The 22799-nt window shown below is 38.1% G+C and carries 21 protein-coding genes and 4 tRNA genes; 1 reads left to right on the top strand and 24 read right to left on the bottom strand.

From position 1 onward, the window contains the following. Positions 1 to 232: 232 nt before the first annotated feature. From ABN702_RS20595 to ABN702_RS20545, 11 genes are all read right to left on the bottom strand, one after another. Positions 233 to 1738: a recombinase family protein gene (locus tag ABN702_RS20595; protein WP_417898468.1), complete on the bottom strand. Its 1506-nt coding sequence runs from the start codon at positions 1736 to 1738 to the stop codon at positions 233 to 235. Continuing rightward, the gene (locus ABN702_RS20590) at positions 1735 to 1920 is read right to left on the bottom strand and encodes a hypothetical protein (protein WP_417898467.1); all 186 of its coding nucleotides are present in this window, start codon (positions 1918 to 1920) and stop codon (positions 1735 to 1737) included. Before ABN702_RS20590 ends, ABN702_RS20595 begins: the two co-directional genes overlap by 4 nt. A 212-nt stretch (positions 1921 to 2132) precedes the next feature. Beyond that, positions 2133 to 2492, bottom strand: a complete 360-nt coding sequence (locus tag ABN702_RS20585; protein ID WP_417898466.1) for a recombinase family protein — start codon at positions 2490 to 2492, stop codon at positions 2133 to 2135. Positions 2493 to 2594: 102 nt separating this feature from the next. Further along, positions 2595 to 2843: a hypothetical protein gene (locus ABN702_RS20580; protein WP_417898465.1), complete on the bottom strand. Its 249-nt coding sequence runs from the start codon at positions 2841 to 2843 to the stop codon at positions 2595 to 2597. A 234-nt stretch (positions 2844 to 3077) separates the two neighbouring features. Further along, entirely contained in the window at positions 3078 to 4637 is a 1560-nt protein-coding gene (locus ABN702_RS20575; protein ID WP_417898464.1) for a recombinase family protein, read from the bottom strand. A 2-nt stretch (positions 4638 to 4639) separates the two neighbouring features. Further along, on the bottom strand, positions 4640 to 6010 hold the full coding sequence (locus ABN702_RS20570) for a recombinase family protein (RefSeq protein WP_417898463.1): 1371 nt from the start codon (positions 6008 to 6010) through the stop codon (positions 4640 to 4642). Between the two features lie 238 nt (positions 6011 to 6248). Next, positions 6249 to 6413 carry a hypothetical protein gene (locus ABN702_RS20565; protein WP_417898462.1) on the bottom strand — a complete coding sequence of 55 codons (165 nt, stop codon included), beginning with the start codon at positions 6411 to 6413 and terminating at the stop codon, positions 6249 to 6251. 235 nt (positions 6414 to 6648) lie between these two features. After that, positions 6649 to 7089 (bottom strand): recombinase family protein, encoded by a 441-nt coding sequence (locus ABN702_RS20560; RefSeq protein ID WP_417898461.1) that lies wholly within the window; start codon positions 7087 to 7089, stop codon positions 6649 to 6651. 265 nt (positions 7090 to 7354) lie between these two features. After that, positions 7355 to 8398: a PIN domain-containing protein gene (locus ABN702_RS20555; protein WP_417898460.1), complete on the bottom strand. Its 1044-nt coding sequence runs from the start codon at positions 8396 to 8398 to the stop codon at positions 7355 to 7357. Between the two features lie 443 nt (positions 8399 to 8841). Then, on the bottom strand, positions 8842 to 9705 hold the full coding sequence (locus tag ABN702_RS20550) for a hypothetical protein (RefSeq protein WP_417898459.1): 864 nt from the start codon (positions 9703 to 9705) through the stop codon (positions 8842 to 8844). Beyond that, on the bottom strand, positions 9690 to 9869 hold the full coding sequence (locus ABN702_RS20545) for a hypothetical protein (protein ID WP_417898458.1): 180 nt from the start codon (positions 9867 to 9869) through the stop codon (positions 9690 to 9692). Before ABN702_RS20545 ends, ABN702_RS20550 begins: the two co-directional genes overlap by 16 nt. 927 nt (positions 9870 to 10796) lie before the next feature. Here ABN702_RS20545 and ABN702_RS20540 point away from each other — a divergent pair. After that, positions 10797 to 12509, top strand: coding sequence for a recombinase family protein (locus ABN702_RS20540; RefSeq protein WP_417898457.1), 1713 nt, complete (start codon positions 10797 to 10799; stop codon positions 12507 to 12509). Here the strand turns inward: ABN702_RS20540 and rlmH are convergent. The 13 genes from rlmH to ABN702_RS20475 all read right to left on the bottom strand — a co-directional run bounded on the left by rlmH (position 12450) and on the right by ABN702_RS20475 (position 22675). Then, on the bottom strand, positions 12450 to 12929 hold the full coding sequence (gene rlmH / locus ABN702_RS20535) for a 23S rRNA (pseudouridine(1915)-N(3))-methyltransferase RlmH (RefSeq protein ID WP_417898456.1): 480 nt from the start codon (positions 12927 to 12929) through the stop codon (positions 12450 to 12452). The two genes, ABN702_RS20540 and rlmH, sit on opposite strands and share 60 nt — an antisense overlap. 82 nt (positions 12930 to 13011) lie before the next feature. Continuing rightward, complete coding sequence (locus tag ABN702_RS20530) at positions 13012 to 13176, bottom strand: CxxH/CxxC protein (protein ID WP_417898455.1); 165 nt, start codon at positions 13174 to 13176, stop codon at positions 13012 to 13014. Between the two features lie 93 nt (positions 13177 to 13269). Further along, the gene (locus ABN702_RS20525) at positions 13270 to 14508 is read right to left on the bottom strand and encodes a S1C family serine protease (protein WP_417898454.1); all 1239 of its coding nucleotides are present in this window, start codon (positions 14506 to 14508) and stop codon (positions 13270 to 13272) included. A 135-nt stretch (positions 14509 to 14643) separates the two neighbouring features. Beyond that, positions 14644 to 15438: an MBL fold metallo-hydrolase gene (locus ABN702_RS20520; protein WP_417898453.1), complete on the bottom strand. Its 795-nt coding sequence runs from the start codon at positions 15436 to 15438 to the stop codon at positions 14644 to 14646. A 6-nt stretch (positions 15439 to 15444) separates the two neighbouring features. Further along, on the bottom strand, positions 15445 to 16239 hold the full coding sequence (locus ABN702_RS20515) for a two-component system regulatory protein YycI (protein ID WP_417898452.1): 795 nt from the start codon (positions 16237 to 16239) through the stop codon (positions 15445 to 15447). Beyond that, on the bottom strand, positions 16240 to 17571 hold the full coding sequence (locus ABN702_RS20510) for a YycH family regulatory protein (RefSeq protein WP_417898451.1): 1332 nt from the start codon (positions 17569 to 17571) through the stop codon (positions 16240 to 16242). Next, positions 17568 to 19406 carry a cell wall metabolism sensor histidine kinase WalK gene (gene walK / locus ABN702_RS20505; protein WP_417898450.1) on the bottom strand — a complete coding sequence of 613 codons (1839 nt, stop codon included), beginning with the start codon at positions 19404 to 19406 and terminating at the stop codon, positions 17568 to 17570. The genes ABN702_RS20510 and walK overlap by 4 nt, the downstream gene beginning before the upstream one ends. Before the next feature lie 5 nt (positions 19407 to 19411). Next, the gene (gene yycF / locus ABN702_RS20500) at positions 19412 to 20113 is read right to left on the bottom strand and encodes a response regulator YycF (RefSeq protein ID WP_386644752.1); all 702 of its coding nucleotides are present in this window, start codon (positions 20111 to 20113) and stop codon (positions 19412 to 19414) included. A gap of 361 nt (positions 20114 to 20474) precedes the next feature. Further along, positions 20475 to 21965: a peptidoglycan DD-metalloendopeptidase family protein gene (locus ABN702_RS20495; protein ID WP_417898449.1), complete on the bottom strand. Its 1491-nt coding sequence runs from the start codon at positions 21963 to 21965 to the stop codon at positions 20475 to 20477. A gap of 361 nt (positions 21966 to 22326) precedes the next feature. Continuing rightward, a tRNA-Phe gene (locus ABN702_RS20490) sits at positions 22327 to 22399 on the bottom strand. A 23-nt stretch (positions 22400 to 22422) separates the two neighbouring features. Next, a tRNA-Asp gene (locus ABN702_RS20485) sits at positions 22423 to 22498 on the bottom strand. A 20-nt stretch (positions 22499 to 22518) separates the two neighbouring features. Further along, positions 22519 to 22593, bottom strand: a tRNA-Glu gene (locus ABN702_RS20480). Between the two features lie 6 nt (positions 22594 to 22599). Further along, a tRNA-Lys gene (locus ABN702_RS20475) sits at positions 22600 to 22675 on the bottom strand. Positions 22676 to 22799 lie beyond the last annotated feature (124 nt).

Here is a 22799-nt window from a genome sequence, read left to right as displayed (position 1 = left end):
ACTTATTGAAAAATAAGCCTTTCTTCGCAAATATAGCGGATATTTATTCCATTCTCGTATAATACAATAATGAACGATGTACGGAAGGAAGTTCTGGTGTGGGAAAAGGTGTATCAAATCTTTAATCATTTGCCGACGAAGTCATCTGTGGCTTCAATAAATCAAGTTGATGGTGGAAGGATGCACCTTCCACCAAAAACAAACAAACCCCTCATCCCAGTAGCTGTTTCCATTATTGCTCAATATTCCCTATTAAGTAATTTATGTCTTTAAAATCGAAATGGTACTTAACGTCCTTTATACGACGATCCCTTGTTTTCTCCCCTTTAATAACGTGAATTTCTTTTATCACGGAGTGAAAAAACATCTTCTTCTCATCATCAGAGAGTGTAAGGTAAAAATCTTCAAAGTTCTTAATAGAAAATTCTATAATATCCATTATGGCTTCGTTTTGTTTTAATTCTACTTGCAAAGTAATTTCTGAGAGTGCTGATTTTATCTTGTTTATTTCATCCTGTTTTGTTGCTAAGTGAGACTTAATCATACCTACATCTAAATTAAGAGATGTGTCACTAGAGTGTTCCATTATATTCAACATCTCTCTTTCTAACTTTCCTATCTGTTTCTTTAGTTTACTAGCTTCTTTCTCCAAAGGATTTAGTTCATAGTCTAATATTGACTGCGTTACTGAGTAAACAGTTGAAGGAGAAACTTTTCTTTTAAGCTGATGCAAGAAATCTTTAAATACAAACTCTTCAGCATACTCCTTTTTAATGAGATTAGAAGAACAGGCACTACTTCCACTGTTTTTATTTTTATTGCATTGGTAATACTTGTACTCCTGACTACTGTTCCCTTGAACCATGGGGCCCCCGCATTGTGGACATTTGAGAATTCCGCTAAGTGGATAGGATCCTGGATGTATCTTTTGAGGTGTATAACTTCTTGCTTGCATTACCTTCCTTGTTTCATCCCACAAAGACATTTCAATGATTGGAGTATGTTGCCCCTTTGTATATTTCCCCCGCCATTTGGTATAACCTATATACTGCTGATTTTGTAGTACAGTTTTAACGGCATTAACTGTCCATTGGTTACCGTTTTTTGTTTTAATACCTTGGATATTGAGGTTGGCAGCAATCTTTTTATATCCCCACTTTTCTATGGCGCACTTATTAAATATATATTTAACGACTCTCGCTTCCTTAGGAAGAATCGATAATTTCTTGTTTATCACTTCATATCCATAAACCTTCCCGCCAAGAAACTCCCCATTTTCAGCTCTTTTTTCCATCCCCGAGTTCGTCCGAAACGATATAAACTCTCTTTCCAATTCCGCAACCAATGATAGAACATGTACAAGAATTTTAGCTGTAGGATCTTCTGTATTTATGCTATCGGCTATTGATATGATATGTTTGTCAACTGCATTAAGCTGTTTCATTAAATACAAAGTATCTAACGGATCACGAGAAAGTCTGTCTTGCTTAAAGACAATTATATAATCAATTTCCTCATCCACTTTTAAAACTTGATTATACATTTCTATAAAACCTTCTCTACCCTTAAATGAACTACCTGACTTCAAATCATCAACGTAAATATCAACTAGTTCAATGTTGTTTTGATTGCAATACTTAACTATCTCATCTTCTTGCTTTTCCAAGGATGTGTTTCCAAAATCCTTTTCTGACCTTGGACTCCTTCTTTTATAACCTATCGCTCTTTTTCTTCTCATTGATTTGATACCTCACTTTTTGTTTTGTTTCTAAGCTGCTCCTCAATTTGGCTCGAATACTTAATTATTAAATCCGAGAAGTTGTGTAAAAAGTCTGAAGCCTTGACTTTTACCAGATCCCTTTCGGTTGTTAAAACTGATTCATAATGCTGGTGGTAATCAACGGGCCTGTTTTTCTTCATGTACAACACCTTTCAAAATAGTTATTCTCCAGAAATCTTTAGCAAAAGTTAATGGGTGAACCAGGGGACATTTATACAAAAAAGCACCACTAACGATATCTGAAGAAAAGAAATAGAAGTTCTTCAAATACATCGTTAGCGGTGCTTCCACATAATGAGGTTTTGTAACTATTTAATTTTAAAATCCATTTGGTTTCAGAGTGTCTCTATATTTATGACAGCCCTCTTAAAAAATCCCTATTATTGCTATCAGATAATACTATAAGTTTTGCATTGTGTTTTCTTAGGAGGGATTGGAAATAAAGTATCTCTTTTACATCTCGACTAATTCTGCTCAAGCAGCTAACTAGAACCGTTTTAATCATCCCAATTTCTATTAAATGTATAAGCTTTTGTAAGCCAGCTTGTTTTCGTACCGGGGTGATTCCTGATGCTTGAGTATCTGCAATAATGCTTAATGACATGGAATTGTGATTAGCATACTTTTCCCCCATTAACTTTTGTAATTCTATGGATTCCTTAGCGTTATTAGCTGAGCGAATATATAAGATACTCTCTACTTCGTTATTCATTGTGAGTTCATCCTTTCAATAATCTACTGTTTTATCTGTGGAATCCGAAACTCTCAGATTAAAGGATCATCAACTGCAGGTTGTGGTGAGTTGGATTATTGTTCATATATTATTATTTCCAAGCCTACCTAGAAATTTTTTTAGATACTCTTCCATAATTAGACCATGAACCTTTGGGAGATCTTGATAATTATACTTGATTCCCAGAATTTGTTTAAACATAGCATAAGGATTACTGCTCATAGTTTGATTAATTTTATCATTTTGAATTTTTAATTTTCCCATTACAAGTTGTTTCTTAGTTGCTACCCTCATATACCCAACTGGTGATTTTGATAAAGAAATATACATTTGAACACCTCCTTACTCCATATGATAATTGGGTATTGTACTAATGGCGAACATAAGCGAAAAAATTTTTCAAAAGATTATTCAATACCGTTTATAATGTCGGTTTTTTGACCATAAAGTAAATAACGGCTTCGATTTTACAACCATAAAAGTATCCTTTTCTGGTTACTTCACCGATAGACCCTCTCCAAAATCCATTGATATCAAGGGATTTTGGAGATAGGATGTTTTAGTTTATTTTTTCAATTTCAGGTCCTTCGGTTTTTCAGGCAGTTGCTTTAATAACTCTTCGGTTATCTGTCCAGTGCTAGTTTCGATCTCAACGAAAGGGTTTAGCCTATAATTTATAGAGAGTGTGAAATCCTTATCTCTACTAATAGATAACTGGATTTTATCAATGAAAGTTAAGCACAATACCCTTAATTCATTATTTGATAATGAGGAAATATCTGCTTTTTTGAAATGAGAATATACCTCGAGCAATGCCATGTCATTGTTTAGTAAATCAATCTTTTCGATTGCCTGATTAATTTTTAGCTTTTCTTCCTTTATTAATTCTTTAGAGCTCTTGAAGATAGTAGCAATGTATTCTTGCTCTTCTTGTTGGCCTAGCATTCGTTCATTAAAGAGAATTCGCTCTTCCGTTTGTTCTACTGATTTTTTCCAAGCTTTTAATGTTTTCATCCAATCTGTTAGGGCAGACTTACTTTCGTCTATCATTTGGTGCAGATTGGATGTCCATTTCTTTGAAAGATCAGATTTAACTTCTTCATGAATGTCATCTGCGCTAATATTCATTATGCAATTTTCACATCGATACACTCGATATTTCCCGCTTTTGCCTTTAGGTGAATTGTCTTTTGTCTTGAACGCTGTGTTACATTGGCTGCAATATAAGAGGTTCCTAAGTAAAAATGGTGTCTCTAGTTTGCCGTATCTTTCCTTATAGCTTTTAACTTGGGTAACAACAGAAAACATGACAGGTGATATGATAGGATCATGTACATCTTTGAATGGCTCTAAATCTCCGTTATTTCTTTTATTCAAGGGTGATTGGATCTGCTTTACAGACCAACTAAGATGACCTGCATACACAATATTCTTTAGGATGTAATCGATAGTACTGCTATGCCATTGGCTTATATGCTTTGTTTTAACATTCTCAGCATTTAATACATCTGCAATTTTCCCATTCGAATAGCCCCAAGATGCCATGTCAAATATCTTAGTTACAATTGGGGAATCAGCGTTTGGTATTAATAGACCTTCGATTAAATCATATCCAGCCGGTGTTCTTGTACCAGGGCGACTTGGTTTGTCAGAATCTTTATTTGCGATAATGCTGAGTTGTGCATCTTTTGCTCGCTTAGATTTTATATGGGATTCTTCAGCAGCAAAAACCAACTTTGCTTGGACTAGAGGATCGTTTGGATCCCATTCACCACCAGATGATTCAGAGCTATAGAATTTTATCTTTGGAAATTGTTCCTTAATAGGAAGATAAATTTCACGCTGAAAGTCATAAATTTTTCGTGTTAAACGAGACTCGTCATAGAAAAATATTGCTTCAACCTCTTTTGCATCTTCGAGAAGTAATTGCATATTCTTTCGTTTAGATGCTCTCTTACGAAATCCACTTACAGCTTCATCGAATCTCCATAAAATGATTTCATAGCCTTCTTGTTTCGCCTTCTCAGTAATCATTCTCTTTTGAATTTCTACAGAATGATTATCTTTTTGCTTATTGTCAGAAATTCTCAAGTACCCTACAGCAGGTCTGAGTTTTATCACCACTTTTATCTAACTCCTTTTCCTTTGACTAAAGAGTAAAGATCTACTTCAAAATAATCCTGATGAACCTTAACGCCCTTAATAAGGAGCTCTATCAAAGTTTCTTTTTCGGTTTTTGTTAAACTTCCAAGAGCAGGTTGTACAATTTGAGAAATCGTTTTTATTTCATTTCTTAATGATTGTAACAACGTGATTTCATGATCTATCTCATCAATTTCAGCATGTGTCCTTTGAATTTCCAAACTAAACTTCGCATGCTTGGAGTAAAAATCACTAGCTAAAGACAACATTGATTTGTTTAGTAGATGTTGTTTATGTTGTTTACGATGAACCAGATTATCTGTTATTCCACGAAGGTGCATCTTGAAAATAGATTCATACTCTTTTAAAACAAATAACTCTGTTTCTTTCATGATTGTTTCTTCAATAATCTTATTGAACTCATCTACTTCGACAACCACTTTCTTATGACGGGAACTACATACAAAGTAAGAAGGTTTGTCCAGGATCTTTTTGAATACCATTTTTTTATTGCAAACTCCACAAATGGGGTTGAGTAACACCTTGTCTTTTGCTCGTGAAACTGTTTCATGGTATTCCTCAATAAATTGATTAAGGATAGCCTGGATTTTTTCAAACAGCCTCAGAGGAATGAGTGCTTCTACATGGTTGAGTTCATCATAGCCGTAATCAGTGAGACAATACGCAGAGTAGAATGGCCTTTGTAAAATTTTCATTACGGTTGCATGTCCATTTAACTTTTTTCCGTACTTAGCTAAGACATTAACAAACTCTTCTTTTGTTTCAATCTGACTAAACTCTTCAAATAGCGATTTAATAACAATACTTCGATCATTATCCAACAAGAATCGCACTTTTGTACGACCATTCTCTTGTGTTTCTTTAATGCGTTTGAAGCCAATGACTTCCCCAGGATATCTTTTAATAGCATCATGGGTACGTCTTCCGATGTTCTTACCTTCCTGTTGACTAAAAATCCCGTAGAAATTCTCGATACTGGAATTTTTGTTGAAAGGAGCTTCATCTGAAGCAGTATATACAACTTCCACATCATAAACATTAACAAGCTCATTGAATTCAGAGGCTTCATAAAAGTTCCGTTGAACTCTGTCACGAGCATAAACAATAAGTAAAGCAACTCTGCGTTCTCTTATTATTTGTTGCAATTTCTTATAAGCAGGGCGATTATTTGCATCGTTTTTTGTTGCGGAAACACTAAAATCTTCGAGAAAGAGTACATCTTCCTCATTTATGTTTCTCATCTTTAAATACTTTTTTGCTGCATCCTTTTGTTCGCGTAAGTTCTGCGAGCTTGAACTAACTCGCAAGTATACGACAACGAGTTTTCTCTGCAAAAATTATTTACCTCCTTTGTATCTAAATCTTTGATCAGCTGAGTGAAGAAGCTTTACCTTAACAGAGCAATCAATGTCTAATTCATTGATTAACAGTTTTGTAACTAGTTTTTGAACCCACACAGCAGATTCTGCTGAAAGATCTTGTGAGTAAGAAATTTTCGTTATCCTTGATCTTGACATGTGTTCATCTCCTCCAAGTATTTGATATATTCATACTTGACAGGAGGTGTAAGGTTTATACTTCCTTTTCTTTTAGATTGCCTTTCGAGTCCGGTTCAGTTAAGTCCAGCTTTAATTGAAAAGCCACCTGTAACTGTGCATCTTTATTGATGACTCTCGGAATAATAACCTTCTTTGGGCTTGATTGTGGGAAATCATATTTCTCAAAAGCCTTATTCACTATTCTCCCTCCTTGTGATATTCATAGAAAGATAGGCTACTGTTTCGAGAACAAAAAAAAGACCGGATATCTCGTGTAGAACTTAATCTCCAAAGGAAATTAAGATACACAAGATAATCCGGTCCTTCCGATTTATCTTTGTATTTTTAATTAGTACTATCATTACTACGAATTATTCTGATTACAGCTAATGGTAAGGAATTTTGAAGAAAGATGTTCCTATTATTTTAAATTTTCACCCCTTCTGCTTTCTCTTTTTACTCTCTTTTATTCGGTTTGACAACATAATTCCTTCTAATTTCAGCATCAAGGCTATAAAACCTTCTGAATATAGATCTTCAAGTCTATGATTTTCTTCCCCTGTCGATGTAAAAATCACCTTAACTTGATGTCTATTGATTAAATTTACTAGCTGCAGATAGTTATCGACACTACTAGTTAGACGACTGCGATCATAGACGACCAAAGTATCTACTAGATCTTTTCTAATTAGATTAATTAATTTTATCAGTTCTAAAGGCTGAGACGATCCAGGTACTCCTTCGTCAATAAAGTAGAGCAAATCTGCTGGTTCAATACCTTTTAAATAAGGGCCAGCAGCCTCTAACTGTAATTGGAAATTTTGCTTCTTTGAGCCAGTTCTAGCATAAACGGTAGTAATTTTATTGTTTTTCATTTACTTCTTCCTCCAATTTTTTTGTAATGCATCCACTTTGACTAACACAATTTGTTTACAGTCAGTAACTGTCCTCCTTCTGTAACAAACAAAAAAAGCACGCAAGGGAACATAGCTATCGACCTAAATAGATTGATAGACTATGTAACCTAGCGTGCTTCGCTTTTAGTTACTAAATTATATTAACTTTACAATATAACAGATAGATTAGTATTGCAATTAGAAGTACAAAATAATTTTGATTCTTTCTAAAAGGAAACCAATTTTAATACTCATAAGGGAATGCAATCTCTATTGATTCGCCTTCATTTAAAGAGACACTACACACTTCTGACTCTTCTTTTTCATGATAATTGTAATTGATTTTCATTAGTACTGATACAGTAACGGCATCATCAATCTCTCCATTTACAGTTTCCAAATAAAAATATTTCCCCTCTTCTTTATCATAATACGAGCTTGAATAGTCTACATAAGATACATCGGCAAGGAATGAAACAATTGCATTGAATGCGATTGTCGCCGTTGCTTCTTCATCGTCAACATCAATTATGTAAGGATCTTCATCTAGTTCAATCGATTGAACCTCAACTTTTTCGATTTCTCCTTCCTCATTTAACAATGTAAACCAATGTTCCTCAAAGTGGTCCTTTACGGAAGATTCAATAATATCCAAGTTAGCATCATATACTGATATGATGAATTGATGCTTATAATTGTTGTTCTTAATTAAATTATCAAAAAAAGATTCAAGTGAAGGCTCATAAATTAAAGGTTCACTCTCTTCACAATAATTCTTGAGATCCTCATCATCACTTACAATACAAATTTTTCCACCTTGTTGCTTAAACCAGTTTTCAAGAGCTACTAATGAAAAAGCATCGGGAAATTCCTCTCTCTTTTTCTTGCTAAAAGGAGGGATACCCTTAAAATACATATCAAAAATAAACGCAGGTGAAACATCATTAACAGAAATAACTTCAACACTTGCATCCTTTAAAAATTGGTTAGTCTGATTTATTAATTCATTAAAGATTTCTTCTAATCTTTCGCCTATATCAAAAGAATTGCTGTAATCACTAAGATTTTTTAAAATTTTTGCATCCTTTACAAATTTTGTATGGATGTTTTTTACCTTTTCATATACTTGTTCATAAATTTTAGATTCTATTTCTTTTTTTACTATGTCCGTTAAATAAATTGTGATGAGTCCATCTTGAGAAGCACTTTTTAGCTTCATGAATAAGTCATTATCATAATTAAAATTCTTTTGTACAAACACTTGTGTGTCTATAAAAACATTTGTCACTAAATATCTACTCCTGTTACTCTTTTAAAGTTCATGATAGGTTCTGGTGTATTGAAAATCTCCTGACTCTATATTTCTCTTTATTCGCTAAACAATTGGTTTTTTCCTCCTTGTCCTACATTTGAACTAATCTTTTACTATATTTCTTCTCCAACTCGATTAAATTCTAACACCTATCCATTAGCAATATAGTTACCTGACTTTTCAGCTCAATTAGAAGAAGCAGCATTTATTCAGCTTAATTTTTAAGGAAAGACCCAGTTAATAGAATTTTTCAGATTAAACTTTGAATCTAAAAGTAATTCCTTAATTGTATTTTTACTATTTTTCAGGTCATGTTGTTAAGCAAGATCATTAAACAAAGAAGAGGCCTTTATATTTTACTGTGCCCATCATTAAAAAAGGACCTGTCCAAAACTCTCGGCTTCGAACAGGTCCTTGTATTACTTTAAAGTTAAATTTATTTGGCTGATCATATGGCTTTCTGGAATAAACACCCTTTTACTCCACATGGATGTCAGACCGCTTATTTTATTGGATAAAACAGCCTTCTCTGGTATATTGTAACGCTTTGCATAATGTGTAATCTCAGGCTTTAAATCAAGTGGAAGATGGCAATCCTTATATATCTTTTTGCGGCCGCATCTACACTTTCCCAATGGGTTTAATTTATTTACAAATGACCAAGATGGGAGTTGGCCAGCGTGAGGACCAATCCAAACACCTTTTCCGAATTTATTACGCACTGCCTCCCATATTTGATGACGCAATAACCATAAGGTTATTTCATCAAAGGTGTTAATATAACGGTCATAATTAGTCGGTCCATATCTATCTGGTTCCACAGTATAGCCGTAACAAAATGAGTCAGGAAGGTATTTATTTATTTCCTGTATATAGCCGCCCTGGTTAAGGTGGGGATGATCCGGATAAATTGTGTAAGTAATCCGCGGGTTTAGAGAAATAACAATAGGTTGCCCTTCAAGCATTTTATCCGTCCCCGTACACACAGCTAACTTAAAGCTTTGCTCCTTCAGATGAGGTAAAACAGATTTTATCCGATGGTCATTTATTTTATGTTCTGGGTTTCCGCAACCCGAATAGTGTCTTACTTTCCCATCCGCAATATCAACCATGCACCCGTTTATAATATCAGAAATTACCGGCTCCAATTCATCCTCCGGAGGGAGGGGGACGGTTTCAAGTACGAACCATCCCTCATTTTTGAATCCTCCAAAGATTTTTTGTTCAAACCATTTTACCGGTCCGAAAACGGCATTGAGTTTGTCAATTACTTCTTTATCCATAGTGCTACCGAAGGATGAGAAGTTCCAGGCGTTCTGGGTCTGCCATGTCCACCTTTGTTACCACCGTTGTTGCCATTACCATTTCCGTTATGACCTTTATCGTCATTTCCTTTTTGCGGTTGAGGGTCAATACCTTGTCCACCGCGATTTTTTTTGTTTTCCAAATCGATCACTCCTAATCTTGTATTTATCTATATTAAGAGTGAATAAAACATACAAGCCTGTACCCTATTTTCCCCCTTCTTACAGGAGAAGCAATTTCAATAATCTAAAGAATTTTATTAATTGAATAGCTATCATGCGAACATTACACCGAACGTTTTGTTAAATATATGCTCATAATCTTGCTTTCAATTATAATGTTTTGTATTATGAATTTAGTCGAATTACATAATACATTCTTTAGCATGGAAAAAGCCTCGTCTTTTTGCATGCCTTTTTCACTTTCTTTGCTTTTACCTATTTTAACCATAAACAATTCAGGAATAAAAGTCAAGATAAAACACGAACGTTATAACAAAAAACATTAATAATGTTCGTTTTTATTCAAAGCCAACCCTTAATTAATAATACGACATTTATCCACAAATAATACCTTTTACAAAAAAGAACATTTAACTACCTATTCCTCATGTATGTATAATTATATCAGTAGAAATACAATAAATACAATATATAGTATAATATATTTTTCGACACCACTATATATTGATTAAAATTGTAGAGTTAAATATTTTGTCAAAAAAGAAATTCTATATAAAATAGAGGGATTAGGAGAAAAATGAGCCGTTATGGCCTAAAACCGTAAATTATGAATTATGATGGCTATTGTCCTATTTTCATTCTTAAAATTTTATATCCCAGCAAGTTTGTAACTTTTTTCCACTAAATAATCTGTTATTTGAAGTACAATCCTAGATGAGTTGGCTCAATTGCACAAAAAATAATTCGGATTCAATTAATTAATATTCTTGAATTCATACTTTCTATATATTAAACATACTATCGAAACACTCATTGATAAATCAATATTGGGTATTTTTCACCTCCTTTATTACCAATACTGTTATAAAAGTTAAAGGAGGAGTAAAATGAATGAAATAAAAAGTGTGGCAATTTATGTTCGAGTTAGCACTGAAGAACAAGCAAGCGAAGGATATAGTATTTCTGCCCAGTTACAAACTTTACGTCAATATACATCCCTTTATGAATGGAAAATTGCTGAGGAATACGTTGATGAAGGCATTAGTGGTAAAGATATAAAGGGCCGACCTGCAATGCAACGACTTATAGCGGATGTTGATATGAATAAATTTCAAGCCGTACTTGTATGGAAAATATCACGCCTTTCGCGTAATATGTTGGATACCCTTGTCCTGCTAGATAAATTTGAAGAGTATGATGTAAAGTTCATTTCTTACTCGGAGAATTTTGATACATCGAGTCCGATTGGAAAACTTGTCGTTCAACTGATGGCATCCATTGCTGAAATGGAAAGAAATACTTTATCAGAAAATGTGAAGCTCGGAATGACACAGAGGGCTAGAGAAGGTAGTTGGAATGGGGGAGTGGTCTTCGGATATGATTCTGTGGAAAAAGAGCTTATTGTTAATCCCAAAGAAGCAGAAATTGTTCAACTGATCTTTATTTTATATGCAGAAGGCAGCGGTCTTAAGGCTATAGCCAATCACTTAAATAAAGCTCGTTATAGGACAAAACGCGGTAAACACTTTTCAATTAATGGTATTGCTACAATATTAGATAATCCTATCTATAATGGTAAAATCCGTTGGTTACAAGTTGTGAACTGGGATAAAAAGAGAAGGCGTGGTAAAAATGTTAACCCCATCCTAGTTGAAGGAAAACACGAAGTAATTATCTCCAACGAGCTTTGGAATATTGTTCAAGCACGAAGACAGAGTAAGTCCTTTAAGCAGCGTCAGTCAAACGAACCTTTCATTTTAAGTGGTATCCTTCGATGTCCTACTTGCGGTCATGGAATGGTTCCATCTATCACAACTTCTACAAAAAAAGATGGAGAGAAACGAAAACACCGCTATTATGTCTGTGGAGTGTTCCACAACAAAGGATCATCAGCTTGTAAAGCAAATTCGATTAGAGCCTACGATGCAGAAGACGCTGTCATTAACCGTATAACAGCTTTCCTAAACGATTCAGACAACATTCATCAAACCATAGAAAATATAAATAAAGACACAGTTCAGTCGAATGTGAAATTAAAAGAGCAGTTGAAGAATATTGAAATAGAGCTTAAAGAAACCAGTGCCATTCAAGAAAAATATTTGGAAGCATTTGAACAAAATCTCCTGCCTGTTTCCATGTTACAGGAACGGTTACAGAAGTTAACTAGTTCAAGGAATGACTTAGAACGAAAGAAAAATGAACTTAGTGTTCAACTAAGTTCATCAGATTCGAAAATAATTCCACCAGACGTGGTTAGACATTTATTAGAAAAGTATGTCCAAGCCTTTCAACAGTCTCCACGAGAAAAGAAAAAACAGCTTTTTCAGCTTTTGCTAAATAAGACCACAATTAAACATGCCGATGGCCGTTCTCGGACCATTGATAAAATTGAACTTGATTTTGATTTTACTGAAGTCAATCTGTCTAAGACATTTACACTTCTCCACATACTATATATTGAATCGGATTATTCAGAGGAAAGTTCCTCAAGTACTGATTCAAAAGACAAAATACCACCTTATCTTCAACTTTTTTTGCCTCTATTTATGGTACGGTTCACCCCGATTAATCCGAAACGCCCGATACACCTGCTCCAGTAAAATCAACCTCATCAACTGGTGAGGAAATGTCATCTTCGAAAAGGACAGGGTATCGTTCGCCCTTTTCATCACTTCATCGCTCAAACCTAGGGAGCCGCCAATAACAAAAGCGATCTTACTCTTCCCATATGTAGCGAGTTTATCTATTTCACTTGCCAGTTGCTCGGAAGAACGCTGCTTTCCTTCTATGGCGAGCGCAATGACATGGGTTTCATCCGAAATTTTCGAAAGGATCCGTTCGCCTTCCTTCTGCTTGACGATGAGCATTTCAGCATCACTCAGCTGTTCCGGTGCTTTTTCGTCGGATAGCTCCACAACCTCCACCTTTGCATATGCGCCGAGTCGCTTCAGGTACTCATCTATTCCTTGTTTCAAATATTTTTCTTTTAGCTTCCCAATTGTGATTATTGAGATATTCACAGTCATCCCCGCCTTGCAAACAGTTTATCCACAGAAGTTATCCACATATCAACAATTTCTATCCACATTTAGTATGCGAATATTAGTTCCCCACCATATATACTGCATGTTCGGAGCAGAATTCACAGGTTGTTGATAACTTTTCATCTTCGGGCACCATCTCCAGTATTGGTGCCTCTTCGTGTTCATCTATGTACATTTCCATTGCCAGTTCTATATGTTCCAGACAGCATTTCATTGTGTTCATTCCTTTCTACACCTTGTTCCCCTTACAAGAATACCACTTATCCACATGTTTATAAACGAAAGCACACAAAAAGGGAGAAATCTCCCCCCTTTTTTAAGACGATTCTTCGGACAGCTTCACAGAAACATTCTTTACATCCTTGCCTCTATAGAACGTCACTTCCATCGTGTCTCCGATTTCTTTTTCGTTATATAAGTGTTTCCGAAGCTCTATGACGTCTCTGACAGGCTCGCCATCCATTTCGACGATGACGTCATATTCCTTTAGTCCTGCCTCCGCTGCTGGAGATCCAGGGGAAACTCCCGTAACGTATACGCCTGCTTTGACCTTATCCGGAAGCTTTAATGTTTCCTGCCAGTGGTAGCTGGATACGTCTGATAAGGAACCTATGCTTACCCCAAAGTATGGCCTTCTAACCTCTCCATACTGCTCCAGGTCATTGATGACTGGAATCACCGAGTTGATCGGGATGGCTAGTCCGATACCCTCTACTTCCTGCTGGGCTATTTTCATGGAGTTGATCCCGATTAGCTTGCCTTGGATATTGATCAAAGCCCCGCCACTGTTACCCGGATTAATGGCGGCATCGGTCTGCATCACATCCGCATGCCAATCAAAGGTTCCGTCTCGGTTAATGTCAACCGGAATACTTCTGTCCGTTCCGGAAATGATTCCTTGAGTCACAGATCCGGAGAATTGAAGTCCGAGTGGATTCCCGATTGCAATGACAGGCTCTCCTGTACGCACACTATCAGAGTTTCCGAAATCAGCAACCTTTGTCACCAATTCATCCTTCATTTCCAGAACCGCCAAATCCATCCAAGGATCCTCACCGAGCACTTCTGCCGGTACCCTCGTTCCATCAATCAGGCTCAACTCTACTTCTCCTGCTCCTTCAATGACATGAAAATTTGTGACAACATAGGCTTTGCCATTTTCCTTTTTGTAAATGACACCAGATCCAGTACCCGCTTCACCTTCTTGGTCCGTTTCGACCTCGCCGTTTTCCCAGAACGAGGACTGCTGCAAATTAATGACGCCAACTACCGCTTCAGCTACTGCATCGACGGCCTTCGTAATGCCTGATTCAACATTGACGGAGACATTTCGGATTTCAGCTGATCCCGCCTCTCCAGGTTCTGGTAATCGGCCAACTTCTCCTTCATTTCTTGGCTCATGCTCACTCAGGTCAGGAGTTGCATTTTTTGATAAAGACGGAATGGCAACCATGAAAAGAAATGCCCCGAGTAATAGTCCAATAAGGCCCGGTATCAAGTATCCTCTTCCTGTTTTTTTCTTTTTTGAATGATCATGCTGGTCGTAGTATCCCACTTCATATCCTTCCTTCCTGGAAAATGCATCTCTCCGAACCGCAACTTTTTGTGTTGAAAGGCTTTAGCCTGGAGCTGTTCCTTTGCATTTTCATTTCGGAAAAGACAAAAAGAAAGGCGCTAAAAGCCTAAGATTTCACACGAAAGCCAGCGCAGTTGGAGATTTTGGATCTGTATCATATAGCTCGACCTGCTCACCGGTGATGATCCCCCGTGTGGCAAGTGTTTGCTCTACAGACATTCTCGCTAGTTCTTTCATGTTATTATCTTGACTTAAATGCGCCAAATAAATACGCTTAGTTTGATCGCCCATCACATCAGCCATGGCAAGCGCTGCATCCTCGTTGGATACATGCCCGACATCACTGAGTATACGGCGTTTGATACTCCATGGATAATGTCCCATCTGAAGCATCTGCACATCGTGATTGCTTTCAAATACATACGCGTTTGCGTTCGAGATGATCCCTTTCATCCGGTCGCTGACATAGCCTGTATCAGTAATGACGACAAGCTTCTTGTCTCCCTGATGAAAAGCGTAGAACATCGGCTCCGCTGCATCGTGAGAAACGCCAAATGACTCTACATCCAAATCACCAAAGGTTTTGACCCGCTCCGTCTCAAAATTGAATTTCAAATCGGTCGGAATGGCGCCAACCAGGCCATCCATCGCTTTCCATGTCTTTTCATTCGCATAGACCGGGAGCTTGTACTTTCTCGCAAGCACCCCGATCCCCTTGATATGATCGCTATGCTCATGTGTAACGAGGATACCGGAAAGGTCCTCTATCTTTTTATCTATTCTGGTAAATAACTCTTGCATCTTTTTGCCGCTCAAACCAGCATCAATTAATAAAGAATGCTCCTCTGTTGCGACATAAATTGCATTTCCAGTGCTACCACTGGCAAGCACGCTAAAATGCAGGCTCATGTCACTTCACTCCAATGTTCTATTTTCTTTTCGGATGATCTGGCCTTCCAATGCATTGACGAAGAAATCCTGTTCCCCATTGACGACAATATGCCAGGTGGGTGTCAGTACGTGCGAAGATGTAATCTGCACTAACGTATAGTAGCCAAGTTTGACATCCGTCACATGACTTCCCGGCTTCAGTTCATTCATATTATACAGGTTTTCCAATGCATTGAAGGCCGTTATCAGTTCCTGTGCTTCGTCCATTTCCTCCAAATCGGAAATCAAGGTCTGTTTATAGGAGACGATATTGTTTTCCTCATCCAGATATAAACTAAGCATGCCACTTTCATTGTTGCTATAGATCAACCCTTTTTTATAGGATTGAAAGAAGATAAGCTCCTTTTCCCCTTTACGATAGAACTTATAGTCATATTTATCGTTGAACAATAATTGGTCTTTCAGCAGTGAAGGAAGCTTGGTTTCCAATTCGGTTTCAGGCGTTGGTATAGGCTCTTTGAAAGCACCAACGAGAACTGTTTCGTTGACAATCTCGACCGTTTGCCCTTTTTTCTCTAACGCTTCCTTGTCCTCAACAGAAAACTTATAGCTCTTTCCACTGATGTAGCTTTCGGACACCTGTTCCTTTGGAAGATTCTCATAGGTGATTTCATCTGCTTCGAACTGCTCTTCAATTGTAGCTTCTGTAATGAGATCCCATTGATTTTCATTTCTCTTTTCAAATATTTGCGAAGCCAAAAAGATATTCAGGATGAGAAATGTAATAATGAAAATGGTCTTTGTTTTCCGCCAATCCATTTACATTCCCCCTCCCAGTTCATCTTTTTCCTTGAAAATGACCTTTGACCAGCTGTTGTTATCAAGGTACATCCATACTGGCTCCAATATGAATACTCCTTGATAATCCATTTCACGTTTTAGCTCGTAGCCGACCCTGATATCCTGAACCGTTGACATATCCAGGTTCTTCAGGGCATTCAATTCACGCTCCACTTGGCTTGCAGGTGGAAGAATTGTAGTCTGCGGATCATTTATCGGTGGCCCCAGTTGATAGATGGGGCGTGAATAGCTATACACTTCATTGTTTCTCCATACCTGATTTATCTCGGTCAACCCATCACGGTTCATCACAGGGTAATTTCCGACATGTAATTGAAAAACGACTCTTTCATAATCTGCGTCCGATACATTCCAGCGTGAGAATTGGAATTTATCCGTCCAGCCGCTATGCTCGTTCACAAAGTCTATTCCTCGTTCAATCACATTAAAATCAGGGGAATTGGCCTCATTAGGCAATACGGTATTTACATACTGAAGCTGTGTATACGTACGGTCCACGCTCATGAATCTTTCACTATCCGTATACACTTCCCCAACATTCATCTGATCCTTTGTCACGACACTTGGATCATTGAATAATGCATCCCTGAACTCATCCGGATTGATCGAATCTGTGAGGAAGTTCATTCTTGGCATTTCTGCTGGTGCCTTAGGTACGAAAATATACCGGTCCTCCTCTACAGCAATACTTACATACTCGTTATATATAACGGAGGGGGTATAGAATTTTTCTTTAAGTGTAGAGAGGGAGATATTGTTGACCTTCGCTTTATACATCCTTCGATCTTCATAGTTGACCAGGTGAAGGACAGGCGTACTTTTCTCCCCTTGATTATTAATGTCTATCAATAGACGGTCCACTGTTCCATTCGGTACTTCTTCGTCGGTAAATCCAATAAGGTATCTCAAGGTTTCCAATGGAATATCATCAGGGAATATCACTTCAATCTTCCCATAGTCATGCATAAAAGGAATAAATTCCTCTTCCTCGATCAAGGTGGAAGTGGGATCTATATCAAATAGACTCCACTTCTTCATTTCTTTGGTAAAACGGAGAATTTCCTGATTCTCAATCGTTCCATAGTGCACCCCATCGAAATGATATAGGATTTTGGAAGGGCGAATAATGTTTTCCGGCTCTTCCGTTTTACTGATTTCCACATTTCGAAGCAGCTTTTCATTGCTTGTATAGTCCAATGACGGTTGAAAAGTCCACAGATTCCAGGATAGAACCAGGCTGGTCAAGACAAGGATGGTTAATATAAGTGACTTCAGATTTTCGTATTTCATGACCAATCATCCTTTTGTTCTTCTTGCGTGATAGGAAGTGTAAAGAAAATCTTTGTTCCCTTCCCTTCCTGACTTGATGCCCAAATGTCCCCATTATGTGCATTAATCATTTCTTTTGCAATGGCAAGCCCTAAGCCAGTCCCCCCAAGCATGCGCGTCCGCGCTTTATCCACGCGATAAAAACGATCAAATACCTTGGACAGATCAGCTTTAGGTATTCCTACCCCCTGGTCGCTGATGCTTACTAATATCTGCTTGGCTGTTTCCTCTATATGGACTGCAAAAGTGATAGTACCACCTTCAGGAGAATATTTCATGGCATTTGAGATGATATTGTCCAACACTTGGGTAATTTTATCCTCATCCAGACTCACCCACACTGCTTCTCCAGGCAAGTCACGGACAAACGTCACCTCTTGGGATTTCGATAGCTCGAAACGGTCGATGATCCTATTGAAGAATTCCACAAAATCGACGGATACTTTATTAAAACGATAATCCCTAGTATCCATTTTGGAAAGCTGAAGCAAGTCATTTACCAGACGGATCATACGCTCGGTTTCCGTCTGGGTCACATCCAGGAATTTCGGCGCAATCTCGTCATCCTTCCACGCACCTTCCGCCAATGCCTCCAAATAACTGCGCATCGTGGTCAAAGGAGTTCGAAGTTCATGGGAAACATTTGCAACGAATTCCCGTCTCTCTTGATCTATCTTCTCCTGTTCAGTAATATCATGTAAAACCGTTATCAAACCGTTAATGAATCCTGTTTCCTTCTGTATGATGGAGTTGCTGGCGCGAAGAATCAACGGTTTCTTATCTGTACTGAAGTCCAGGATAAGCGTTTCCTGTTCCGATACTAAACTATCAAAGGTATGCGTTTCTATGATATCAAGGACTTCCACTATCGGTTTTTGCAGAACTGTTTCACGTGAAACGTTTAACATCCCGAGTGCCGGCTCATTGATCAAGATAACCCTGCCTTTCCGGTCTGTCGCAATAACCCCATCTGTCATATGAGAAAGGACCGAGCTCAGCTTACGTCTTTCTCCCTCTGTTGTTGCTTGAGCTTCCTGGAGTTTCCGTGTCAGGTTATTAAAGGAAAGTGCCAGTTGCCCTATTTCATCGTTTCCATATATGTTTACCTTTCGCGAAAAGTTCCCTCTCGCCATCTCCAACGCCTGTTTTCTCATATCCGACATCGGTCTCGTAATGGTCTGCGCCAACAGCACTCCCAATACAGCCGTTACGGCCAGAGCAAGCGTTGTCCCAGCCGTAAATATACTATTAATTTGACGCATTTGAGCATAAACATTTTCCATGGATGCCTTCATATAGATAGCACCTATGATTTCCTGACTGTTCGTCTTTATGGGAGCTGCAATAATGCGTACACGGTCTCCTGTATTACGATCAATGGCATCGTCCTCGGAATATTGTCCCACTGCAAGTGCACGTTTAATAAGCAGGTCGGTTGTCCTTTTCCCTACCATTCTAGTTTGATTGTATGGATCTGACGTTCCTAAAACCCTGCTTTTGTTATTGATGACCCGTACCTCCAAAATGTCCTCCATGGTAACATCCTGCAGGACATTCCGGATATCCTCTTCGATGGTTAACGTCGTATCATCCCGTTGCTTCTTGATTTCCTGCTCTATACTGTAAGTCAATAACGATATCCGTTCGTCTAGAGAGTCTGAAAAATTGCTAATTAATTGCTTTTCAAGCTTACTTACAAAATAAACCCCGATGATCTGCATGGCAATCAAGATCAACAGGACATATATCAACACAAATTTTAAGTGAATGGAGCGAAAGAAACCAACTTTTTTCATGAGTATTATTCCTGCTCGGATTGTCGCAGGTAATAGCCAACTCCTCTTCTAGTTACAATCCATGTAGGATGGCTTGGATTGTCCTCTATCTTTTCGCGGAGGCGTCGCACTGTTACATCGACTGTACGGACATCTCCATAATAGTCATAGCCCCAGACAGTTTGCAGCAGATGCTCACGGGTCATGACCTGTCCTATATGCTTAGCCAGATAATGAAGCAATTCGAACTCGCGATGCGTCAGCTCGATCATATCGCCGCGCTTTGTCACCATATAGGCATCCGGGTGAATCACAAGCGAGCCGATGGCAATCTCGGTCGGTTCATCCACTTCATTACCTTTCTGTTGATGCCTGCGCAAATTCGCCTTTACACGTGCGATTAATTCGCGTGTGCTGAAAGGCTTCGTGACATAATCATCCGCACCAAGTTCAAGGCCCAAAACTTTGTCTATTTCCGAATCCTTGGCAGTAAGCATGATAATTGGCATTTCATATTTCTTCCTGACTTCACGGCAAACTTCCATTCCATCTCTTTGAGGCAGCATGATGTCCAATAGAATCAGGTCAGGGCGAACTTCTTCCACTTTGTTGACTGCTTCTTCGCCGTCATATGCGCAATAAACATCATAACCCTCTTTTTGAAGGTTGAATTTCAATATATCTGCAATTGGTTTCTCGTCGTCTACAACTAATATTTTCTTTTCCATCGCGTATTCGCTCCTTATCACATCTATCTATTAGTATCATTTAAGTTTTCTATGTGCATTATACTAAATACTTTACCATGTAAAGCTCGGTAAAGCATCTAATAACAGAAAAGCAGGAATCTCATTGCAAACCGCTGTTGATTTCCGCACTAGACTTCGCTTTCCGCGGGGCGATGCTGGAGCCTCCTCAGGCTTCGCCTTGCGGGGTCTCCAGCCTACCGCTTCCTCCCGCAGGAGTCTTCGTCTATTGCTCCAATCAACAGCTAGATTCAAATAAAATTAGAATAGTCATAAACACACAGTCAAAAAGAAAGAAAAACCTCTAGCTTTTTATCGTCTGCTAGAGGTTTGGATGTTTATCTTAGTTTAAGAATTGCATTGGGTCTTTTAGTTGACCGTTTTGGTACACTTCAAAGTGCAGGTGAATTCCGGTCGATTGACCAGTTGTTCCCATTACCCCGATTTTTGCTCCTCGAGCTACTGTTTGTCCAACTGATACATTAATGGATGCCAAATGAGCGTACGTAGTCTTCATTCCATTCTGGTGATTGATTACGATCTTATTGCCATAACCGCCATCCCAGCCTGCTGACTCTACAACACCATTATCAGCCGCTTTGATTGTACGATCGCTTGGACGTGCGATATCGATACCTTTATGCATCTTACCCCAACGATGTCCCATTTTACTTGATACATAACCGCCTACTGCCGGCCATGCAAGTGAACCGCTGCCACGTGACGGGATTACCTTTGTTCCTTTTAGTACAATATGCTTAACAGGTTCTTTCAACACTTCTTCGTGTGTAACCTCTTTATTGACTTCAACACCATTTTCTCTTGTGACGATGGTTTGAATGTTTTTCTCTCCATTTACACCTTGCTGTTTAACTCTAGTCTCCCCTTTTGGAAGATCCGCATCTTCCACTACTTCTTGCTCGTAAAGGATTTCTTCATTACGGGAGGATTCCTCTTTTACTACCACATGTACAAACGGCTTTAATGCCGTAACGTTTAACGTAGAACCGATTTTCAGTAAAGAGTCTTCCTTGATGTCAGGATTTAAAGCCAATAGCTCTTCAGAAGTAAGATCATGCTTTTCAGCGATATCCCCTAGGACGTCCCCTTGGGCCACCTCGTACTTTTCCTCTTCCTTGACACCCTTCTTCAGAAGGTTCACCGCTTCCTCCACCGTTAATACTTCAGAAGGATTAACATTTTTCTCAGAAAATGAAACTTTTTCTTTCATTTGAACGTCTAATATACGAGACTCATCCACTTTGATTTCTGGAAGCTCCACATCGACTTTCTTTCGTTGCTCAAACTCTTTCAATTTCTCCTCGGAGACAAAGTCTAAAGTCAGTTGCTTTACTACATTTTCAGCATCTTCTTTACTGCCCAGCAACACGATTTCTTTTCCGTCAACCGTTATGGCAGAAGCATTTGCCTGTACTTCCAACTCAGCTGTAACTTTATCTAAAGTATCCTTGTTCTGAGTGGAAGGTCTGAATACCTTTTCCGGTAAAACGGAAAGCTGGTTTCCAACAGTAAGATCAAGATCTTTGAAATTCTTCTGCATCTCTTGAATCTTTGCTTCGACTGTTTTGTCCAAGAGGCCTTTATCATCCACTGCTCCAACGCGTTCTCCATTTACATAGACATGGTAGATTGTCCCTAAAAGGGAATTTTCACTTGCTTGAGCAGCTACTGCGCCAATTGATAACGTCCCTACGGCAACAGTAGTAAGCAATGCCTTCTTTGTCAGTACGGAAAAACGATTGTTTTGTATTTTATGTTTCATATTTAGTTTTTTTGTGTATGTACTATATATAGACTTTATTTGGCTGATCATGGTTAAATCCCCCTGATTCCATTCCTCTACAAAAAGAACATGTTTATTTGTTGAAAGATTACTAGGTATTTCGATACCTACGTAAATTTTTCGACTTCTTTACCATACCATATAACTATAAAAGAATAGAATAGTAGAACAAAAGATGTAACATAATTGTATTATTGTTGTCATATTTAGGCGATTTTTAGTGGTTTTTCCTTAAATAGTTATCTAAATGGGTAATTTTTCTTACATAATTGGTATAATCGATGAGGCTATTTTGGTAGTTTTGTATAATGAAGGGTTTATTTACAATAATTATGAAATATTAAAAAGCACGCCGCTTTTCGAGTTTTGAAAAGCGGCGTGCTTTTTGGGATGGCTCGGGACGGAATCGAACCGCCGACACATGGATTTTCAGTCCATTGCTCTACCGACTGAGCTACCGAGCCTAATTTAGATATGTAAATAAAAATGGCGGTCCCGACCGGGATCGAACCGGCGATCTCCTGCGTGACAGGCAGGCATGTTAACCGCTACACCACGGGACCTTAGAAGCTTAAAAATAAAATGGTGACCCATACGGGATTCGAACCCGTGTTACCGCCGTGAAAGGGCGGTGTCTTAACCGCTTGACCAATGGGCCTTGCAATGGTGTGCCATGAAGGACTCGAACCTTCGACCCTCTGATTAAAAGTCAGATGCTCTACCGACTGAGCTAATGGCACTTAAGTGTCTAACAATCTACTGTTTTGACGACGTTTTTAATAATAGCATAATAGCATACATTAAAGCAATAGTCTTTTTTAAAAAAGATTTAAACAAAGTGTTCCGGTTAAACACCGCTGTTGA

Origin of the sequence: Bacillus haimaensis (genome assembly GCF_048270625.1) — a bacterium.
Lineage (GTDB): Bacteria > Bacillota > Bacilli > Bacillales > Bacillaceae_I > Sutcliffiella_A > Sutcliffiella_A haimaensis.
This window is presented reverse-complemented; position numbering and strand designations above follow the sequence as displayed.